This window comes from Ewingella sp. CoE-038-23 (assembly GCF_040419245.1).
Lineage (GTDB): Bacteria > Pseudomonadota > Gammaproteobacteria > Enterobacterales > Enterobacteriaceae > Ewingella > Ewingella allii.
On the sequence record NZ_JAZHOH010000001.1, the window covers coordinates 3692584 to 3712768 of the forward strand.

Genomic DNA, 20185 nt, shown 5'->3' on the forward strand with positions numbered 1-20185 from the left:
GTATGAGGATGCTGAAATACTTTTGGCTTGTGGTTGTGATGTTGTGTTTGCAATTGTCTGGCAATCCGGACGCGTAGCTTAAATGCTACAAATTTTCACTTCCTGTACATTACCCTGTCTGTCCAAAGTGATTTTTTAGCACCGCATTTTGCGGTGCTTTTTTTTGCCTGTCGATAGCATTCTGCGCCAACGCGCAACCTTTACAGATCCCTTGCGTTTTAGCCTTTTAAAAGTACCGACACTATAAAATAACAAAACCGGCAGCATCCGAAGATGGCCGGTTTTGTCGATGGGCATTTTCATGCCACTTTCAGCAAGAGCGCTTCCCGTATTGGAAAGACTCGACTAAGGATTAGTTACCTTTAGCCATCTCTTTCACTTCAGCTTTGTTGATCTGCTGTTTGTTGCCATACGCATCGGTATAGCTGATCATACCTGTATCGTCATCGGTACTTGGCTTCCCTTCTGCAACGATTGTACGACCATCATTGGTATGCATAACATAGTTGCTTGAACACGCAGCAAGAGTACAAGTCAGCAGTACGGCTGAAACTACGGCGGCGATCTTTTTCATCATAGACTCCTTGTTATACCCAAAGTTTTTGGCACTGCTGAAAACAACGTTACAGCGCCAAGTACGAAGGGGATAGATTAAAATGCTTTAGTTGCCAGATAAGTCATCTGACTAATTCTTCTAGCCTTCGTAATTCAGCATAACAAGCTTCTGGTATATTTCCACGGTAACCATTCCTAAAATGAATAAATGCGGAGTACCAGCGGGGATAATTTTCATGTTTTTCAGCCGATTTAAGAGATTTACTTCACTATGACTGATTTCGACTTCTCCTCTTTTCGTGATAATTTTCCGTCACTTACGCACGGGCAGTGCTATCTGGATAGCGCCGCAACCGCGCTGAAGCCGCAAAATGTAATAAATGCAACTTTGGAATTTTATTCTCAAGAAGGCGCGACGGTTCATCGCAGTCAGCACCGTGCTGCTCAGTCTTTGACCGAAAAATATGAAAAAGCGCGGTCGCGCGTTGCGCGTCTGATCAATGCGCCGACAGCAGAAAATATCGTCTGGACCCGAGGCACCACCGAGTCAATTAATCTGCTGGCGCAGAGCTATTTTGCTCCGCGCCTACAGCCCGGCGATGAGATTATTGTCAGTCAGGCCGAGCATCACGCCAACCTGATCCCCTGGCTGATGCTGGCAGAACGCTGTCAGGCCAAGGTGGTGACATTACCTCTTAACGCCCAATTTATGCCCGATGCCGAAGCCCTGCCCGCGCTGCTCAACAGCAAAACGCGTCTGGTGGCGATTGGGCAGATGTCCAACGTGACCGGAGGCATACCCCAGCTTGAGCGCATTATCACTTTGGCCCATGCCAGTGGAGCTCTGGTGGTGGTGGACGGCGCGCAGGGCGTGGTTCACAGTGCGGCGGACGTGCAGGCTATGGACATCGACTTCTATGCTTTCTCTGCCCATAAGCTCTACGGCCCGACCGGCATTGGCGTGCTGTATGTTAAAACCGAGCTGCTTGAGGCGATGCAGCCCTGGCACGGCGGCGGGAAAATGCTCACTCAGGCCTCCATGCAGGGCTTTACGCCGCAGAAGGTTCCCCAGCGTTTCGAAGCAGGCACGCCGAATATCGCGGGCGTTATCGGCTTTGACGCCGCGCTTGAATGGCTAGAAACTATTGATACGGCTGGCGGCGAAAAGTACGCGCAGCACTTGGCTACGCTGGCTGAACAGCAATTGGCGCTATTGCCGGGTTTTCGCAGTTTCCGCTGCCAAAACGCGTCTATATTGGCTTTTGATATTGCCGGCGTGCATCACAGTGATTTGGTGGCGCTGCTGGCCGAGCAGGGTATTGCGCTGCGCGCCGGGCAGCACTGCGCACAGCCTTTAATGGATGCGATGGGGGTCAGTGGCACATTACGCGTCTCTTTCGCGCCTTATAATACGCAAAATGATGTCGAACGCCTGATCGCTGCGGTGAAGTACGCCTTGGAGCTACTCGCCGATTAACCCATTGATATTAAGCCGAATAAAGAGAATTAACATGTTAGCGCCCCATCCTTTTGGACATGAGATCCCCCCCCAGTCGCTGTCCGAGACATTCTCCGGCCTGCGCCAGTGGGAGGATCGTTATCGCCAGCTGATCTTATTGGCGAAAAGAGTCCCCGCGCTGGATCCCCAGCTGAAAACTGCCGACATCGAGCTTTCGGGTTGTGAAAATCGGGTATGGCTGGGGGGCGAACTGGCGGAAAACGGCGGGATGCATTTCTACGGTGACAGCGAAGGCCGCATTGTCAAAGGCCTGCTGGCGGTAATACTGACCACGGTGGAAGGCAAGACGCCAAAGGAGATCCTGGCGAGTGACCCTCTGGCGCTGTTCGACACCTTGGGGCTGCGCGAACAGTTAAGCACTAGCCGGGCCAGTGGCCTTTCCGCTCTGGCCGAAGGCGTCTTGGCACTGGCTCGCCAACACGCCTGACTGACCGGCTTTACGCCATAACACAGCCTTAAGCGGCGGTCTGCTGGCGCTGCGCCTTAGCCATCATCTTCTTCAACACGTGCGATACGGCAACAAAGCCGAAGGTGGCGGTCACCATGGTGGCGGCACCAAATCCTGAGGCACAGTCCATTCTCTTCGGCCCTTCTGCCGTGGCCCGTGACGCGCAGACGCTGCCGTCGGCCTGCGGGTACATCAGCGGCTCACTCGAGAACACGCAGTCAATCCCCAACTTGCCTTTGCTGTTTTTCACCACGCCAAAATCGTTCTTCAGGCGCTCGCGCAATTTTGCCGCCAGCGGGTCTTGAATGGTTTTCGCTAAATCCACGACCGCGATTTGGGTTGGGTCGATTTGCCCGCCCGCCCCGCCGGTGGTCACAACCGGGATTTTGTAGCGGCGGCAGTAAGCCAAAAGTGCGGCTTTGGGGCGCACACTGTCAATCGCATCAATGACGTAGCTGTAATCGCGATTCAGCATTTCCGCCACGTTTTCGGGCGTAATGAAATCATCAATACAGGTGACTTTACACTCAGGATTGATCGCCAAAATACGCTCGGCCATGACTTCCGTTTTCGACTGCCCGACATTCTCACGCAGCGCGTGAATTTGGCGATTGGTGTTGGTTACGCAGACATCGTCCATATCAATTAAGGTGATAGCGCCAATGCCGGTACGCGCCAGCGCTTCGGCGGCCCATGAACCCACACCGCCGATCCCAATCACACAGACGTGAGCCTGAGAGAACAGCGTCAATGCCTGCTGGCCGTAAAGGCGCGCAGTGCCGCCAAAACGCTGTAAATAGGCATCGGAGTAAGCTGCTGTCATGACGGATTAACCTCTGTGCTTGCTTTAAAATTCAAGGGAATGGCTTCTGAATCAGAAAAACAAAGCAGCCCGGAGGCTGCTTTTGATGGACTATTTTAACTCAATTAGGCGCGAAGCCGAAATAATGCTACTTCAACAAGAAGGAACCACCGTTGCTGCTCGCCGCCGGAGCCGGAGCCAAGGTGGTCGCCGGGCCGGATGACGCGCCTGCGGCATTATAAGCAGTAAATAGCGGCTGTCCGCTCTGTGCTGATTTCAGCACCCACACGCGACCATAGTGATTGTAGAAGCCCGCCGAGTGGCCTGCATCCGGGCCAATCCCTTGATACATATCGAAATGCTGGCCTTTAATTGCCCCGCCGACATCCAGCGCCACCATCAAGCGCATATGGTATTTGCCGGTGAATTTGCCTTTGTTGTCCAACTCAGGCACTTCCGCCAACAGGGTGGAACCTGCCGGGATTAGCGAACGGTCAGAAGCCACAGAAGCTTTGGCAATTAACGGGATACCGCTCGCACCGCGAACTGGCGTGAAAGGTTCTGGCTTGAAGAAAACGAAAGAAGGATTCTGCTCAAGCAGCTCGCGAACTTGCGCTTCGCTATGAGTATCGGCCCATTGACGAATCGCCTGCATCGACATGTTTTCACGCGCCACTTCGCCACGGTCAATCAGCACTTTGCCGATACTGCGGTAAGCATGACCGTTTTTGCCGGCATAGCCAAAGAAGGTCAATGGGCGACCATCGCCATAATCCACATAACCACTGCCCTGAACTTCCATCATGAAGTTGTCCATCAGCGAGTTGGTGTAGGCAATGACATAGTTATCGCTTAGCGCGCCGGAGTAGATTGAAGCGCGATCAGGCAGGCGCCCGCGTTTTGGCGGCATGCGATATAAAGGATATTGGAACTCACCCTGACGGGTGTAGCGCGCCTGCAGCACCGGCGTGTAGTAGCCGGTCAATTGCACGTTACCGAAGTTGTCTGCGCCTTCCATCTGATAAGCGCTGATGCCGTATTGGCTCAGCGTGCGGGTATCAGCACCGGCGCGGAGCCACTGCTCCACGGCCTGAAAAGTCGTGTTATTTCTGCCGTATAGCGTGGAAGAGGCGTATTGCACTTCCATCACCTGACTAGCGTAATCTTTGGCATTCACCGGTTTGCCTGTGGCGTTCGGCTCATTAACATACTCGAGCGCATTTTCCAGTCGACCATCTTTATACTGCTGCCCGCGATCGGTCGGTCTGGATGAACAGCCCGCCAATATCGCGATGACCAGACCACTCAGCAGATATTTACTCCAACGTCCTTTCATTATTGCCGCGCTCTCTTGCTTTCAGGGGGAAACTACCGCCAAAACGATAACAAAGGCCCTATCAGAAAGGAATTGCCACCATCGAAAAAAATGAATTCGATCGGGCTGTTTAAAAAGCCATCAGAGTGTATAAAAAGCAGTTAAACAGGCGGTTTATCACATTAATTTGGAAAAAAGGGTTGCACGAAATCTCACGCAGCGTATAGTTCGCCCTCATCGGACGCGGGGTGGAGCAGCCTGGTAGCTCGTCGGGCTCATAACCCGAAGGTCGTCGGTTCAAATCCGGCCTCCGCAACCAACTTAATGCAGATGTAAAAGCTTAAGTGGAATCAAAGACTTACCGATGAAGCAGTACAGCAATGACGGACGCGGGGTGGAGCAGCCTGGTAGCTCGTCGGGCTCATAACCCGAAGGTCGTCGGTTCAAATCCGGCCTCCGCAACCAATTGCAGTATGGATGGGAAGTAAAAAAAGCAGTACATTGTAGTGACGGACGCGGGGTGGAGCAGCCTGGTAGCTCGTCGGGCTCATAACCCGAAGGTCGTCGGTTCAAATCCGGCCTCCGCAACCAACTACAAATCAGCATAAAAGAAAGAACAACAGACACCTTAACGGGTGTTTTTTTGTTTCTGGCGTCTGGAAATTCTTTCAGCCGATCAAAAAAGGCCAGCGATGTTCTCCACTGACCTTCTTATTCTTAAAGCCTTAGCCCATCACCTTCTGACCGACATGCCGCCATCGGCAAAATAGGCCTTGATGCCCGCCAGTATGGACTCCGCAACCTTCTGCTGGAAGTGGCTGGTCTTCAGCTTGCGCTCCTCTTCCACATTACTGATAAACGCCGTTTCCACCAGAATGGAAGGAATGTCTGGCGCTTTCAGCACTGCAAATCCGGCCTGATCGACCTTGTTCTTATGCAGATGATTGATTTTGCCCATGCGCGTCAGCACCTCTTTACCAAACTTCAGGCTGTCGCTGATGGTGGCGGTCTGCACCAAATCGAACATGGTGTGGTCGAGATAGCGGTCGCCGCTTTTACTCACGCCGCCGATTTGATCGGACTCATTCTGCGTCTGCGCCAGAAAACGCGCCGCGGCGCTGGTCGCCCCTTTGGTCGATAAGGCGAAAACCGAAGATCCACGGGCGGCACGGTTGGTGAAGGCATCGGCGTGAATCGACACAAAAAGGTCTGCCCGCAGCTTTCTCGCCTTAGCGACCCGGACTTTCAAAGGGATGAAGACGTCTTCGTTGCGCGTCATGTGCACCTTCATGTTCGGCTCGCGCTGAATCAGTTTCTGCAACTTGCGGGCAATCAGCAGAACGATATCTTTCTCACGGGTCTTATATTTGCCGATGGCACCGGGGTCTTCCCCGCCGTGCCCGGGATCGAGCATGATGATCAACGGTCGCTCGCGCCCCGCTTTGCCATCTTTGGCCGTCTCCGGCGGCAGGGTTCGCGCCACATCGCCCCTGTTGTAATCTTCCAGCAATGCCAATAGCGGATCATCCTCCGCGCTCACTGCCCCCTCTTGCGGGTAGAGATCCACCACCAAGCGGTTGTGAATTCCGGCAACCGGCTTGAGGGTGAAAACGTGCGGGTTAATCTGCTTTTTCAGCTCCATCACCAGCCTGATCGTCGTTTTATCAAACTGGCCTACTCTGGCCTGTTTGATAAAAGGATCATTTTGCTGGATCTGCTTACCTACGCCCTTAAGCACGCTATTGAGGTGGACACCTTCAATATCGATAACCAGCCGATGAGGATTGGTGAGAGTGAAATGCTTATATTTCAGCGGGGTACTGGACTCTAGCGTCAGGCGAGTATAGGAAGAAGCGGGCCAGACGCGCACGGCAACCACTTGTGAACTGGCGGCAAAACCCACCCGGCTGACGCTGAGCATCCACGAAGCAGCTACGCTTTGTAACAGGCGTCTTCGGCCAAAATTGTGATTATCGTCAGTCATGCAGTCTCAAAGGTAAGGGCTCAAAATGAGCAAAAAACAAAACAGCCAAAAAGGCTCAATAGGAAAATTCTAACGAATCGACTCTGCCCTGTCATTCATAAACGGGATTGGCTAAATTTTAAGCTTGTTGATGCTTTGTGAACAAAAAGAGAGATTTCTTACTTGCCACATCGGCATAAAAGAATAAAAATACAGAAATTACGAATAAAAATTCAAATGAGGTTTTGCCGTGAAGGAACGTAGTACTGAATTGGTTCAGGGTTTTCGCCACTCGGTTCCCTACATTAATGCACACCGTGGCAAAACGTTCGTTGTCATGCTGGGCGGCGAAGCCATTGAGCATGAGAACTTTACCAACATCGTCAATGATATCGGGCTGTTACACAGTCTGGGCATTCGTTTGGTGGTGGTTTACGGCGCTCGCCCGCAGATTGATGAAAATCTGGCGGAGCATAATTATGAACCTATCTACCATAAGAATACCCGCGTCACCGACGCCCGTACCCTCGAATTAGTCAAGCAAGCGGCGGGTTTATTGCAGCTCGACATCACCGCCCGCCTCTCCATGAGCCTGAATAATACGCCACTTCAGGGCGCGCATATTAATGTGGTCAGCGGTAACTTCATCATCGCCCAGCCTTTGGGGGTCGACGACGGTATCGACTACTGCCATACCGGCCGTATTCGCCGTATTGATGAAGAAGCGATCCACCGCCAACTCGACAGCAACGCCATTGTGCTGCTTGGGCCGGTTGCCGTTTCCGTTACGGGTGAAAGCTTCAACCTGACCTCCGAAGAGGTGGCGACCCAGCTTGCAATCAAATTGAAAGCAGAAAAAATGATTGGCTTCTGCTCGTCTCAGGGCGTGATCGACGAAGACGATAATATTATTTCGGAACTGTTCCCGAACGATGCGCAGGCTCGAATCGACACCATGGAAGCCAGTGGCGATTATCAGTCCGGCACCGTGCGCTTCCTGCGTGGGGCAGTCAAAGCCTGCCGCAGCGGCGTGCGCCGTAGCCATCTGATCAGCTATCAGGAAGACGGCGCCCTGGTTCAGGAGCTGTTCTCCCGCGACGGTATCGGTACGCAAATCGTGATGGAAAGTGCCGAACAGGTGCGCCGTGCGACAATTAACGATATCGGCGGCATTCTTGAGCTGATTCGCCCGCTGGAGCAGCAGGGTATTTTGGTGCGCCGCTCCCGCGAGCAGCTAGAGATGGAAATCGATAAATTCACTATTATTGAACGCGATAACCTGACCATCGCCTGCGCCGCGCTCTATCCGTTCCCAGAAGAGCGTATTGGCGAAATGGCCTGCGTGGCGGTGCATCCCGACTATCGCAGCTCGTCACGCGGCGAAATGCTGCTGAAACGCGTCGCCAGCCAGGCGAAGCAAATGGGGCTGGATCGCCTGTTTGTGTTAACCACTCGCAGCATCCACTGGTTCCAGGAGCGCGGTTTCCAGCCGGCTGAAGTAGACGTCCTGCCAATCCAGAAACAGGAAATGTACAACTATCAGCGCCGCTCCAAAATTCTGCTGACCGAGCTTTAAAGCAGGGCTTACACTAGGTTAGTGATAAAAAATAACGGGGCTTCTCACGCGTAGAGAAGCCCCGTTTTGTTTTTACTACTCAGGATTGAGAGAGGACGACTCGCCCTGTTCGCTCAGCCGTTCCGCCAGCCCGCTGCGGCGGCGAGTTCGCGTGCGGGTCGCGATGTTGAACACCTTCTCACTGGCATAAAGCGACAACTGCTTTTTAGCTCGGGTAATGGCGGTATAGACTAACTCACGGGTTAGCACCGGCAGGAAATGGTTAGGCAGCACCAGCAGCGTGTGGTCAAACTCAGAGCCTTGAGACTTATGCACCGTCATGGCGTAAGCCGTTTCATGGGCTGGCAAGCGGCTCGGCTGCACGGATTTCACTTCACCGCCCGGAAGCTGGAAGTAGACCCTCAGCTCGCCACTTTCGCTTTGCAAGGCGATACCGATATCACCGTTGAATAACCCCAGCGCACTGTCATTTCGGCTGATCATCACCGGCCTGCCGGCATACCATTTCCCCGCCAGCACGGCAGGTCGGCGGATCAGCCCTTTGCGATTTAGCAGTTGTTCGATGCGCTCATTCAGCCCTTTTACGCCAAACGGTCCTTCGCGCAGCGCGCATAGCACTTGAAAACGGCCAAAGTCCTGCAAAATGCTATCCGGCGATGCGCTGTGTCTGACGCCTTGGAGATAAGGAAGATAGCCCGCCAAGCAGGCATCGAGCAGCGGCTGGAAATCCTCAGTTTCATTGAGCGGATATCCCGTCACGTCCGGCAAGCCTTGCGCCAGCACGGCAGACGCGGCGGCGCTCTCCCCTGCATTGACGGCTTTCGCCAACTGACCAATACCCGACGCCGAATCAAACCGATAGCTGCGGCGCAGCAGGCACAAGCTATCGCGCACGCTGGCGGCGTTAGCCACTTCGGTTGGCGCTACAGGGCAGCCGGTCAAATAACTCAGTTGGGTGGCGCGTTCTGCGCTATACCCCTGCTCTGCAAAGCGGCAGATATCTCCCAACACCGCCCCTGCTTCTACCGAAGCCAACTGGTCACGGTCGCCAAGGAAAATCACTCGCGCCTGCGCGGGCAGTGCTTCAATCAGCCGCGCCATCATCGGCAGGTCAACCATTGAGGCTTCATCCACCACCAGCACGTCAAGGTGCAGCGGATTCCCACGGTGGTAACGCATGCGCTGGCTGCCGGGCTGTGCGCCCAGCAATCGGTGTAATGTCGAGGCTTCAGCCGGGAAAGCGGCGCGCTCGGCTTCGCTAAGAGGTAAACGCAGACTGGCCTGCCCCAGAGAGTCGGTCAAACGCGCTGCCGCCTTGCCGGTGGGCGCGGCGAGTTGAATGCGCAGTTTCTGCTGCGGATAGAGCTGAACCAGCGCGGCCAATAGCTTGGCAACCGTGGTGGTTTTGCCAGTTCCAGGCCCGCCGGAAATGATTGAAATCCGCCGGGTAGCCGCCACCGCCGCCGCAACTTTCTGCCAATCAATCTCGGCTGAGTCTGAGTGACCAAACAGGTCATCCAGAATCGTTTTAAGCCGCGTTTCATCCACGGTCAGTGGTGAAATGAGCGAGGCATCCAGACGTTTTTCAGCACTGAAGAAATCGGCGACCTCGCCCTCGCTCTGCCACATTCGCTGGAGATAAAGACGGTTTTCCTGCAAGACCATCGGCGTTGGCTGGCTGCCGTCGCTGACAGCTGCGTGGCGGTTTAATAGTGTCAGCCACTGCTCGGTATCCGGCTCACCGGCTGTTTTCCACAGCTCGATAGCTAGCTGCGGATAACGACTGTCAAACAGGGAATCTGGGCTGAGCTGGTCCAAATGCAGGCACACGTGGCCACTCCCCGCCTCGCTGCTCAGGCAGGCGGCCGCCAGCATTAACGCGGCATATTCAGTCTCTGCCTGCGTCCCGCCAGCTATCATGCGGGCAAACTGCACGTCCAGTGACCTGAGCGCGCCTTGCAGCAAGGCTTGCTCAAACAGAGCATCTACTGCTGAACCATTTTTCACTGTCACCGAGGTGTTCATAGCTGCCCCTCCAGCATTCTGGCCTGTTCCAGCATGGCTTCATCAGGGACAAACTCACCTCTAAATAGTTGGTCGAGGCATTCGACGAACTCCTGCGACGGGCGACGGCGGAAAACGCCATTACCCGGATGCTCCGGATCCACGCCGCGCAGGAACAGATAAATCACACCACCAAAATGGCGCTCATAGTCATAATCGGCCAGCCGATGGCCTAAATAGCGATGGAGCGCCAGCGTATAGAGCTGGTATTGCAGGTCATAGCGGTGCTCAGCCATCGCACTTTCCATCGCTTCTTCGGTATAAGCACTACTGTCATCACCCAGCCAGTTGGACTTGTAATCGAGCAAGTAAAAACGCCCTTCCCAGAAGAATACTAAGTCGATAAAGCCTTTGAGCATGCCCTGCACCTGCTGGAAGTTAAGCGACGGGCAGCGGGCGGATAAACTGTCGAAATGTTTCACCACGGCGTTGAGTTGCGAAGCCTGAAGCAAGCTGTCGATAGGCAAGTAGAACTGCAATTCAGACTGCAATTTACCTTGGTCAATCGCGCTGAGTTTCATCTGCGGCTCACCGAGCGGCGTGTTTAAAATGGCTTCAATCCAGGCTTTAAGCACGGGTAGCCACTCAGCATCTAGGCCCTGAGCTGTTAGCTTTTCCGTCAGCCACTGGTCATCAACTTCTGCGTCAAAGGCGATTTCTTCGAAAATGCTGTGCAGGAAGGTCCCGGGCGAAGCACCGCGCGGAAACGTGTGGGCGTTCATTTGTGGCTCAACGACCTCTTGCTGCTCACCCGCAGCTTCAACATCTAGCTTCGGCAGCAGGTCTTGCGCCAACGCCGTGCCGTGCTGCTGTAGGCCGGAGTAACTGGTGATGCGCCAGCTGTCTTGAATTTGGCGTTTCATTTGGCGTGCGGAAAGTGTTTTTAGCTCATCGCTTGGCGCGGCCCACGGCGTTTGCTCTGGCGATTCAATAGCGGAGAACACCACATCCTCATTGCTAATGCTACTGAGGCAGGCGACTAACCCTGCGGCGTCGGCAGCCTGAGCTTTCTGCACCAAATAGCCCATCGCCCCGAGGTGTAAATCGGTATCGCCCTGCTTTTTGCGGTTGCCTTGCATCAAAGGCGCAATGCCCACGCTACAGTGGTAAACCGAACGCGTCAGCGCCACATAGAGCAGACGGAGATCCTCCGCCAGACGCTCCTCTTCGGCCAACTCTTTACTTTGCTCATCACTGTTGAGGTCTAGCATGGCCGAAAAGGTGCTGCGGTCGTGGTACAAGCCTTGCTGCTGCTGGCGGAAATTACTGATAAACGGCAGCCAGACCAGCGGATACTCCAGACCTTTGGACTTATGAATGGTCACCACCTGCACCAAGTGTTTATCGCTCTCCAGCCTTAATTGTTGGCTCTGCGATTGGCGATCCGGGGAGGCGATTTGCTGCGCCAACCAGCGCACCAGTGCGTGCTCACTATCAAGCTGGGCGGCGGCTTCCTGCAACAACTCGCCAAGATGCAGTAAATCGGTCAGTCTTCTCTCGCCCCCGGTTGCCGCCAGCAGGTTCTCGGCCAAATGACGATGAGCAATCAATGACTTAAGCATGGGCAGCACGCCGCGCCGCGCCCAGCGCTGGCGGTAGCCGTCAAACTCGTCGACTAAGGCATCCCAGGCCCGCTCATCTTTGCTCAAGTTATCCAGCGTCAGGGCATCAAGGCCGATGATGCCGGTGGCCATGGCACTGCGCAGGGTGCGCTCGTGTTCAGGAGTCAGCACCGCCTGCAACAGCCACAAAATGTCCTTGGCTTCAGCCGTTTCGAAAACGCTGTCGCGGTTGGAGAGATACACAGAAGGAATGTCGAGCGCGCTGAGGGCATCGCGGATCAGCGCCGCCTCTGCCCGACTGCGTACCAAAACGGTAATATCGGACGCCTGAACCAGACTACGTTCACCCTTGGCATTCACCAGCCACGCCTGTTGATTTTGCCCGGCAGTCAGCCAGTCGCGAATCTGCGCCGCGCACTGGCGCGCCATCAGCTGTTGGTAATCACTTACTCCAACTCCTTCCCCCTGCTGCAACCAGAAATGCAAAGCAGGTTGGCTCTGCCCATTTAGTTCAAAGTCGAGCGGGGTATTTTTCCCCGCCGGAGAGACCTGAATAAAAGGAATTTGGGAGAATACGAACGGGTTATTCAGCTGGGAAAACAGGTGGTTAACGCCTTTAACCATGCTTACTGATGAGCGCCAGTTGGTGTCCATAGTGTAGTGAGCACTAACTTCAGAACGAGCGCGCATATAGGTAAAGATATCAGCGCCGCGAAATGCATAAATCGCCTGCTTTGGGTCACCGATAAGCAGCAACCCGCACTGGGGCTGGTTGATATAAAGGCGCTGGAAGATGCGGTACTGCTGGGGGTCCGTATCCTGGAATTCGTCGATCATCGCCAACGGATAACGGCTGCGAATAGCCTGTGCTAACAGCTCTACGCCAGGCTGGTGCAGCGCGGCGTCAAGGCGGCTCAAGAGATCGTCAAAGCCTAGCTCGGCGCGCTGGCGCTTCTCTTTCTGAATGGTGAAACGAATTTCGCTTAATGCTCGCGCAATAATCAAATCGCGCAGCGTCAGAGGCTCGGTGAAGATGGCGTCTATGCTGTCGAAAACGCCGTGCTGCGGAGCATTGCCTTTCTTGGTTTTTTCCAACAGCACCGACTGTCTAAAGCGCTCAAGTTCCTTCGGCAACTGGTAGTCTTCAGTGGCTTGCGCCGCCCATAACCCGACGTTTTCGAGCCACACCGGCAGATATCGTGAGCTATAACTGCGTTTATCGACCCCGGAGTCATTAATGATAGCGGCGATATCAGCCGATGCCGCCAGCCATTGCTGCTTGATGCTGTTAATGCGTTCGAGTATCTGCTGGTGACGCGTCTCAATAGTTTCGTCCTCAGCCGGCGGCTGGCGGAGCTGGGGCATTTCACCATGCAAATAAGGCGATAAGTCACTGAGTAAGGCTTCCGGCCCGCTCCACTCCTGCGAAATCACGCGCGCGATGTCCAGTGGCAGCGGATAGCAATGGCGACGCCAGAAGTCGGCGCAGGCCTGACGGCGCAAAGGTAACTCGTCTTGAACTAAGGTCTGTTCAAACAGAATGCCTGACTCGAATGCGTTGTGAGTGAGCATTCGCTGGCAAAATCCGTGGATGGTGTAAATCGCGGCTTCATCCATCTGCCGTTCTGCCGCCAGCAAAATATGGGCTGCCGAAGCTAAATCCTCGATTTGCGCCATCAGCGACATCATCATCGGGTTGTCGCTCTGGCCCCGCACGCAGGCAATTCTTAGCTCATGAATGTTGCTGCGGATACGGCCACGTAGCTCCTCAGTAGCCGCCTCGGTAAAGGTCACCACCAGAATTTCTTCCACCGTCAAACTGCGGGGAAAAGCGGCCTCCTTGCCCAGCCCGAGCAATAGCCGCAGATAAAGCACGGCCAGCGTGAAGGTCTTGCCCGTGCCCGCAGAGGCCTCAATCAACCGTGCTCCGGTGAGGGGCAGCGTCAGCGGTTCAAGCTTCTGCGGGATAATCTCTGTCATTGACTGTTTACCTGGTGAGGAAATGTTTTCTGGATTGAAGACGTGTTCGGGTAGGTTTTAAACCCGGCCGGTTTGGCATAATCAGCCGTTTTCGCGTCATTGCCTGACACTTGCGAAAGCATCGCTAGGCCGTTCATTTTGATCACCGCTTTATGGAAATAATCCGCCAACTCCTGTTGGGTCAGGCTCTTAATAACCGCCAGCACCTTGTCGCGCGTATTAAAGTCGCTTTCTCCACGGCTGAAATCATTGCCTAAGCGATCGGCCTCTTCATCAAGCGTTTGCGGACGCTGCTGCATCTCATTAATCAGCGCCTGTTTGTACTGCGCAAATTCGTCAGGCTTCATGGCACGCAGCCGTTTTTCCGCCTGAGGATAAAATGCCAAATAGCGCTGATAAAGGTACTGTGGCTGCTTGCTGTTGCTTTGCAGCAGGAAGCCAATCCCCCACTGCTTGCCGACAGGGATTGGGAAGGCAAACACGGCATACCCCAGCTGCTCCTGAGTGCGTAATTGGCTGTAGAACCAAGGCTGGATAATCTGGCCGAGCAGCGAGCTGTAGGCCATGCTCTGCACTTCATCATAGCCAGTCGGAATATAGACCGCCGCCAGCGCGCAGTCCGTGCTGCTACCCTGACGCTGAATATTGACCTTCTGCGGTTTTTTGATTTCAACATGGCTGCCGCGCCACCACTGAGAACCGTGTACTCCCACTTTATTGACGATAGCTTCTGACATGGCCTTCACTTCAGGCTCAGTCATGTTGCCAATCACCATAATCTCCACTGCGGCGTTATGGATAAGGCTCTCGCGGTAGGCGTTGATTTGCTCAAGGGTGATGCCCTTGACTAGCTTTTCACGCTCTTCTCGCTCGGTATAAGGGATGCGGGAAACCAGCTGGACGGGTTGCAGGGCCAACTCAAAGGCCTTGCCTTTATCCGCTGACGCTAAACGTTCCAGATACCAGGACTTAGCCTGATCAAGCTGTTCTTGGGTCGGTTTGAAATCCGGATAGCTGTCCACCAGCTTGCTAAGCAATACCGGCAAACGCTCGGTAAAGCCAGTGGCTGCAAACTGCAATCCATTGTCTGGCGAGGTGGAGAAGCTAATGCCGCCAATAGAGGCCTGATAGCTCAGTTGGTCAAAGGCCACGCCGGTCAGATAGTCCGTCAGGCCATACAATACCTGGTTTTTAGCATTATCCAGCGCCTGAGCGTTGCGGAACGACACCATCACATTGGCTTTGGGCTCTTGCGAAAAATAACGGCTTGGCATGTAGAAAACGCGCAGGCCTTTTTTCTCCACCACCAGCTTAGGTTTGGTCTGGTCGCCCTGCTTATTCACCAACGCCAAAGAGTCAGGAATGTAGGGGTTCAGCGCAGGCAGAGAGAGCGAAATTTGCTGGCTCTGCTGCTTCCATTGTTCAAAGGTCGCGGCGGGGAGCTTATCAACCTGATAAGGCGCATTCACAAAATAGGCCACTTTATTGTGGGGTTCATCAGGGCTGATGTACCAGTAACGAGCATTCTGTGGTGTCAGTTGATCAAGGCGGGCAGCGATAGCCGCAGGGTCAAACTGGTCGGTTAAATATGGCGAATCTAAAACGTGCTCGACAGGCACTCTGAGCATGGTATCAACCAGCCACTCGACATAATCCATATCGCGAGTTAACGCCGGATAACGATAATCCAATGCCATGACGTGCGCGATTTCGTCGAAATACTCTTTTTTGATCCCCTGCTGACGCATCTCATTCAGATAGCTAAACACCGCCGCAATCACTCTGTCGCGCTGAGCCAGCCCTTTATCCGTAAGGGAAATTGAGATATTGAACACGCCCTGATTGCGATCCACCATAGGATCCGCCCCGGCATTAATTCCATCAGCCAGCCCCTCTTTCTGTAACCAGTCCGATAAGGTGTTAGGGCTACGGTTGCCAATCAAATAACTGATATAGGTGTCAGTTTTACTGCGGAAAGCAGCGCTGTTGTTATCAATGGCAAATTCAATGCGCAGCTGTTTACGCGGCTGGGCCGGAATGAAATGAATAATCTCACCCTTTTGCGCCTCAGTAAGCGTCGGAACAGTAATGGCCGGGACGCTGGCGTTGTGGTTGCCAATTTTACCAAAGGTGTCTGCGGCCAGCTGGGCCAGTTCGGGCAAGGGTTTATTGCTATAAATCACGGCCACCATCAGATTAGCCGAGTAATAACGATGATAAAATGCCGTAAGCTCATCGTGTAATTTACTCCCTGGCTTATCTTTTAGCGTATCAAGGTTGCCGCCGGAAAAACGGGCGCTAGGGTGAGCAGGGTTTAGGGTTTCAGCGCGAACTTGCGCCATACGCATGCCGTCTCGGGAACGCGCCATGGTCAGCTCGGCATTGACCGCGTTACGTTCACGGTCGGCATTCAATGGGTCGAGCAGCGGCTCGGCAATGGCGTCCGCTAATCTATCAACCGCGGGCTGTAGCGCGTCATTTTCAACCTCAAGATAAAAAGCCGTGCGGTAGGAGGCGGTGCTGCCATTGTGGCTGCCACCGTGCTTTTTCAAAAACTCAGACAGGCTTTCCGGCTCGGGATACTTTTTGGAGCCCATCAGCAGCATATGTTCGGTGTAGTGTGCCAGACCGAGTTGGGAGTCGGGATCTTCTAAAGATCCCACGGGAATCGCTAACGCAGCCAGAGATTTACTGGCTTCGCTGTCGGAAACCAATAGCACCGTCATCCCATTATTCAACGTGATCGCCTGATACTGACGCGGGTCGTTCTGACTCTTATTGATTGCTTGTGCATACGGCTGCCAGTCAGTCGCACACCATGCTGCCGGTATCCAAAAGACTGATAACAACAGTAACCCTGAAACACGGGTAAGCTGTTTTAACATTGCCACTCTCCCCCAATAAGGTAAATTTTTGAACTCATGCCACTATGCCAGATTGTGTCGGGCTAGGGGCAAAAGGAAGCGTTCCGCTTCACGGATAATAATTTGTAATTTTTGCGTATCTAACTGACGGAACACCCGCTGAATATAAGGATCGGCACCTTCTCCCGGCACGCGAATATCCCCCTGCCATGCCTGAAGTAACTTGTTGCGCGCTTTCTCAAGCTTTTCCTCATCATGACTTACCGTACCAGTATCTTTATCAAAACACTGCGATAACCATGCCCAGCCACTTTTGTTGAGTAAAAACAAAGGTTCAGACATCCCCTCCAGATACCCGTTAATCAAATCCTGTAGATGCTGCGTTGCTCTGTCAGCTGGCATCGCGGCAAATCGCCATGCCGTGGCACCGCGACCATACATCCGACTGTCGCCCTTGCCACCGGCGGCGCAATAGGCCAAGTGTTCAATCCACAATAACAGACCGTCTCTGGCCAGCAAGGCCGCAGGACGCCAGCGCAGCAGCCCATTGTCTTGTACCTGATGTAGCCAACCCGTCAGTTTGATATCGCCCACGGACAAATCCAGCTCAACGCTGCCGTACTCCTGTCTTTCGCTGCGCACGGTGTCGGCTAATTCAGTCATTTCTTCCAACTGCTTCTGCCAGTAAATTTCACCAAACGGGCCGTACGGCAGGCCGCCGGACGCACGAACTCGGGTAAAGAGTTGTGCAGGATCCCGCTCTTCAATCAGCGTGTTGAGAAGTTGGGTGTTGAACTGGTAACGGTCAAGATTGTCCAGAATGAAAGGCTCTTCATCCGACAGTTCGGTCTCTTCCAGCACGAAACTCACATTGAGCCTCATTTGGAAAAAGGCCTTGATAGGGTGACGATAAAAACGCAGCAAGTTTTCTAGCGTCACTTCAGTGGTTGCCACTGGCTCTAAAGGTTGGTTGAAATCCAGAACGTCATCACCCTTTCGGCTGGCCGCAGGCAGCCATTCTGCCGCAAAGCTTTGATGTTCGTTACCGGCCTCGAAATTAGTGGCGTCGAAAGGCGTGCGCGGATGCCAGCACAGCAGATGCTTTGTGACGCGCTCAGCACTTTGATCCGCCGTTAAGCCTTCATCACCGTCGAGACAGTAACTTTGGCCGATGTACTCCAACAGCTCTGTCACCAGCACCGAAGGGTAGCGCTCGCTGTTATCCTGAATTGAGCGCCCAATATAGCTAATGTAGAGATGATCCTGAGCCGAAAGCAGCGCTTCAAGGAACAGATAACGGTCATCGTCCCGGCGGCTGCGATCGCCCCTTTCCACTTTCTGCGCCATCAGATCAAAACCCAGCGGCGGCAGCGTTCTTGGGTAAATGCCATCATTCATTCCCAGCAGGCATACCACTTTGAAGGGGATGGACCGCATTGGCATCAGGGTACAGAAGTTAATCGGGCCGGCCAGAAAACGCTGGCTGATGCGCTCTTGATCGAGTTTTGACGCCAGTTCATCACGCAAGATAGATAACGGGACAAGATCTGGATATTGAGCAGCAACGCCGTGGCTGAGAACTTTTTGCCACTGCTGCTCAATCAGTGCCAATGCCACTTCGGTTTCCCCTTCGGCGGAGAAGAATGTGCTAAGCAGTTCCTGACACAGAGGCAGCCACTCGCTGACGCTGCGCGGCTTGGATAAGGTTATGCGCCACTGGCTAAGCTGCATCAGCAACTCGGCTAAATGCCCGGCCAATTCGGCGGCCAACCCGGTTGATTCATCATAAGGTAAGACGCCCTGCCACTCTCCCGACTGGCTATCCATGGCGTAGCCCAGCAGCATGCGGGTCAAACCAAAGTGCCAGGTGTGCTGGCCAGTCGCGGGCAGTGACAGCTCACGGACGTTGTCGTCATCCAGCCCCCAGCGAATCCCAGATTCCCCGACCCACTGGCGCAAAAGTCGCAGTCCATCTTCATCAATGGAGAAGCGCGAAGCCAGCGCGGGGACTTCCAACAGCCCGAGAACTTGTTCGGCAGTAAAGCGGCTTTGCGGTAAATCGAGTAGGGAGATAAAGGCTTGCAGCGCGGGGTGAGCCTGACTTGCTTTACGATCCGACAGGGCAAAGGGCAGATAGCGCTCTGCTGGCGCATTACCAAATACCGCCTGAATATAAGGCGCGTAGCTGTCGATATCCGCCACCATGACGATAATATCGCGCGGGGTAAGCGCCGGGTTTTCAGCCATCAGCGCGAGCAGATTGTCATACAGAATCTCAACTTCGCGCTGCGGACTGTGGCAAACATGCAGGCTTAGGGAGCGATCCTTTGGATTCAACACCCTCTTTTGGTCACTGCTGAGCAGGGTTTCCGGCGTCATCCCTATGATGGCATGGTCCTCTAATTCCAACATATCTTGCTGAACGGCATGGAGTAGAGAGCCATCTCCCACGTCAACGAAGGCGTGGACTTCCTGAATATCGTCCACCTGCGACAACAGGAACATGTGGTCGCGCCCAAGCTTGCCCCATGAAGCCAACAATGGATTACTCAGGTTCTGCATGCCGTCATCATTAAAGAGCTGAGCGGCTTGTGCCGGCTCACGGAACAGAGAAGCATCTTCCAGCTTTTCAAGATAGTGGCGTCGCTTGCGGCTTTGCAGCCGGGCGAGAAAGGCGTAGTTCTGGATATCACCCCAATAATATTTGCACGGGTTGGTGAACATCAGATGAATATCAATATGCTTGCCTAACGCCTGTAAGGCCTGCAAATAGACCGGAGGCAATGCAGAGATCCCGCAGATAAATACGCGAGAAGGTAAGCCCGCCGGAGTGAATTTGGCGTTTTCCAGCTGGGAAATGAAGTTCTGATACAGGTTGGCACGGTGCCATTCCGGCTGTTGCAATTCTTGGGTATAGGCACACAGCGCGCGCCACAGGGAGGATTGCCAGCGCTGCGCCTCATCAAGCCCTTCCACCTGTCGCTCGCTTTCCCATGCTTTAAGCCATTCGGGACGATAAACCAGATATTGGTCAAAAAGGTCAGCTACCCGGGCGGCGAGCTGATGGATTTTGCGTTTGTCTTCGTCGTCATCTAAATAGTGGCGCAGCGAGGCAAAGTCCTCTTCACCCAATTTCTGCGGCAATAGCCACATGAGTTTCCATGTCATCGCGTCCTTGCTAAAGGCGCTCTCTTTGGGAATGCCCGGTAAGACTTTAGTGAACATGTCCCAAATAAAGGTCGCGGGCAGCGGGAATGCGATGTTCGCTGCGATACCAAATGTCTGCGCCAACTCCATTTGCAGCCACTGCGCCATGCCTGGGCTTTGCACCAGAATCACTTCTTGGCTGAAAGGATCGGCGAGCGGGCGCCCCTCAATTAGCGCCGTGGTCAGCGTTTTCAGAATATCTAATTGGTTTGAGTGATAAACCGTAAACATTGGCGCTTCCTTGAGGAAAAAAGACGAATTTATATGTGCATTTTTGAAGATTCAGCAGACTACTCTAACCAGCTTAGAACCTAATGAAAACCCGTGACC

Annotated in this window: 11 protein-coding genes and 3 tRNA genes; 6 read left to right on the forward strand and 8 right to left on the reverse strand. The window is 53.8% G+C overall.

Translation table 11 applies throughout. The features are described 5' to 3' along the window. Window positions 1-352: 352 nt before the first annotated feature. Window positions 353-574: a YgdI/YgdR family lipoprotein gene (locus tag V2154_RS17760; protein WP_034792834.1), complete on the reverse strand. Its 222-nt coding sequence runs from the start codon at window positions 572-574 to the stop codon at window positions 353-355. Window positions 575-826: 252 nt separating this feature from the next. On the opposite strand from V2154_RS17760, the gene csdA reads away from it, so the two are divergent. Beyond that, window positions 827-2032 (forward strand): cysteine desulfurase CsdA, encoded by a 1206-nt coding sequence (gene csdA, locus V2154_RS17765; protein WP_353503254.1) that lies wholly within the window; start codon window positions 827-829, stop codon window positions 2030-2032. Between the two features lie 34 nt (window positions 2033-2066). Then, window positions 2067-2501 (forward strand): cysteine desulfurase sulfur acceptor subunit CsdE, encoded by a 435-nt coding sequence (csdE, locus tag V2154_RS17770; RefSeq protein ID WP_353503255.1) that lies wholly within the window; start codon window positions 2067-2069, stop codon window positions 2499-2501. 28 nt (window positions 2502-2529) lie between these two features. Here csdE and tcdA read toward each other — a convergent pair whose 3' ends face one another. Next, window positions 2530-3345, reverse strand: a complete 816-nt coding sequence (tcdA, locus tag V2154_RS17775) for a tRNA cyclic N6-threonylcarbamoyladenosine(37) synthase TcdA (RefSeq protein WP_353503256.1) — start codon at window positions 3343-3345, stop codon at window positions 2530-2532. Window positions 3346-3472: 127 nt separating this feature from the next. Then, window positions 3473-4660 carry a murein transglycosylase A gene (gene mltA, locus V2154_RS17780; RefSeq protein ID WP_353503257.1) on the reverse strand — a complete coding sequence of 396 codons (1188 nt, stop codon included), beginning with the start codon at window positions 4658-4660 and terminating at the stop codon, window positions 3473-3475. 221 nt (window positions 4661-4881) lie between these two features. On the opposite strand from mltA, the gene V2154_RS17785 reads away from it, so the two are divergent. The 3 genes from V2154_RS17785 (at window position 4882) to V2154_RS17795 (ending at window position 5230) form a co-directional block, all read left to right on the forward strand. Next, window positions 4882-4958: transfer RNA gene (locus V2154_RS17785), tRNA-Met, on the forward strand. A 69-nt stretch (window positions 4959-5027) separates the two neighbouring features. Next, window positions 5028-5104, forward strand: a tRNA-Met gene (locus tag V2154_RS17790). Window positions 5105-5153: 49 nt separating this feature from the next. Further along, window positions 5154-5230, forward strand: a tRNA-Met gene (locus V2154_RS17795). 142 nt (window positions 5231-5372) lie between these two features. Here V2154_RS17795 and amiC read toward each other — a convergent pair. Continuing rightward, window positions 5373-6623 carry an N-acetylmuramoyl-L-alanine amidase AmiC gene (amiC, locus tag V2154_RS17800; protein WP_353503258.1) on the reverse strand — a complete coding sequence of 417 codons (1251 nt, stop codon included), beginning with the start codon at window positions 6621-6623 and terminating at the stop codon, window positions 5373-5375. Window positions 6624-6852: 229 nt separating this feature from the next. Between amiC and argA the strand changes: the two genes are divergently transcribed. Further along, entirely contained in the window at window positions 6853-8178 is a 1326-nt protein-coding gene (gene argA, locus V2154_RS17805; protein WP_353503259.1) for an amino-acid N-acetyltransferase, read from the forward strand. 75 nt (window positions 8179-8253) lie between these two features. Here the strand turns inward: argA and recD are convergent, their stop codons facing one another. From recD to recC, 4 genes are read right to left on the reverse strand one after another with little or no spacing between them, the layout of a single operon-like run. Beyond that, window positions 8254-10203 carry an exodeoxyribonuclease V subunit alpha gene (recD, locus tag V2154_RS17810; protein ID WP_353503260.1) on the reverse strand — a complete coding sequence of 650 codons (1950 nt, stop codon included), beginning with the start codon at window positions 10201-10203 and terminating at the stop codon, window positions 8254-8256. Next, a complete protein-coding gene (gene recB / locus V2154_RS17815) occupies window positions 10200-13784 on the reverse strand; it encodes an exodeoxyribonuclease V subunit beta (protein ID WP_353503261.1) in 3585 nt (1194 codons plus the stop codon). The genes recD and recB overlap by 4 nt, the downstream gene beginning before the upstream one ends. Further along, window positions 13781-16669: a pitrilysin gene (gene ptrA / locus V2154_RS17820; protein ID WP_353503262.1), complete on the reverse strand. Its 2889-nt coding sequence runs from the start codon at window positions 16667-16669 to the stop codon at window positions 13781-13783. The genes recB and ptrA overlap by 4 nt, the downstream gene beginning before the upstream one ends. Window positions 16670-16711: 42 nt before the next feature. Next, a complete protein-coding gene (gene recC, locus V2154_RS17825; protein WP_353503263.1) occupies window positions 16712-20086 on the reverse strand; it encodes an exodeoxyribonuclease V subunit gamma in 3375 nt (1124 codons plus the stop codon). Window positions 20087-20185: the final 99 nt, after the last annotated feature.

Excerpts from the sequence above, each read along its gene's own strand:
- amiC (WP_353503258.1), bottom strand. The coding sequence starts at position 6,623 with ATGACTGACGATAATCACAATTTTGGCCGAAGACGCCTGTTACAAAGC.
- V2154_RS17760 (WP_034792834.1), bottom strand. The coding sequence starts at position 574 with ATGAAAAAGATCGCCGCCGTAGTTTCAGCCGTACTGCTGACTTGTACT.
- mltA (WP_353503257.1), bottom strand. The coding sequence starts at position 4,660 with ATGAAAGGACGTTGGAGTAAATATCTGCTGAGTGGTCTGGTCATCGCG.
- recC (WP_353503263.1), bottom strand. The coding sequence starts at position 20,086 with ATGTTTACGGTTTATCACTCAAACCAATTAGATATTCTGAAAACGCTG.
- recD (WP_353503260.1), bottom strand. The coding sequence starts at position 10,203 with ATGAACACCTCGGTGACAGTGAAAAATGGTTCAGCAGTAGATGCTCTG.
- ptrA (WP_353503262.1), bottom strand. The coding sequence starts at position 16,669 with ATGTTAAAACAGCTTACCCGTGTTTCAGGGTTACTGTTGTTATCAGTC.
- recB (WP_353503261.1), bottom strand. The coding sequence starts at position 13,784 with ATGACAGAGATTATCCCGCAGAAGCTTGAACCGCTGACGCTGCCCCTC.
- csdA (WP_353503254.1), top strand. The coding sequence starts at position 827 with ATGACTGATTTCGACTTCTCCTCTTTTCGTGATAATTTTCCGTCACTT.
- csdE (WP_353503255.1), top strand. The coding sequence starts at position 2,067 with ATGTTAGCGCCCCATCCTTTTGGACATGAGATCCCCCCCCAGTCGCTG.
- tcdA (WP_353503256.1), bottom strand. The coding sequence starts at position 3,345 with ATGACAGCAGCTTACTCCGATGCCTATTTACAGCGTTTTGGCGGCACT.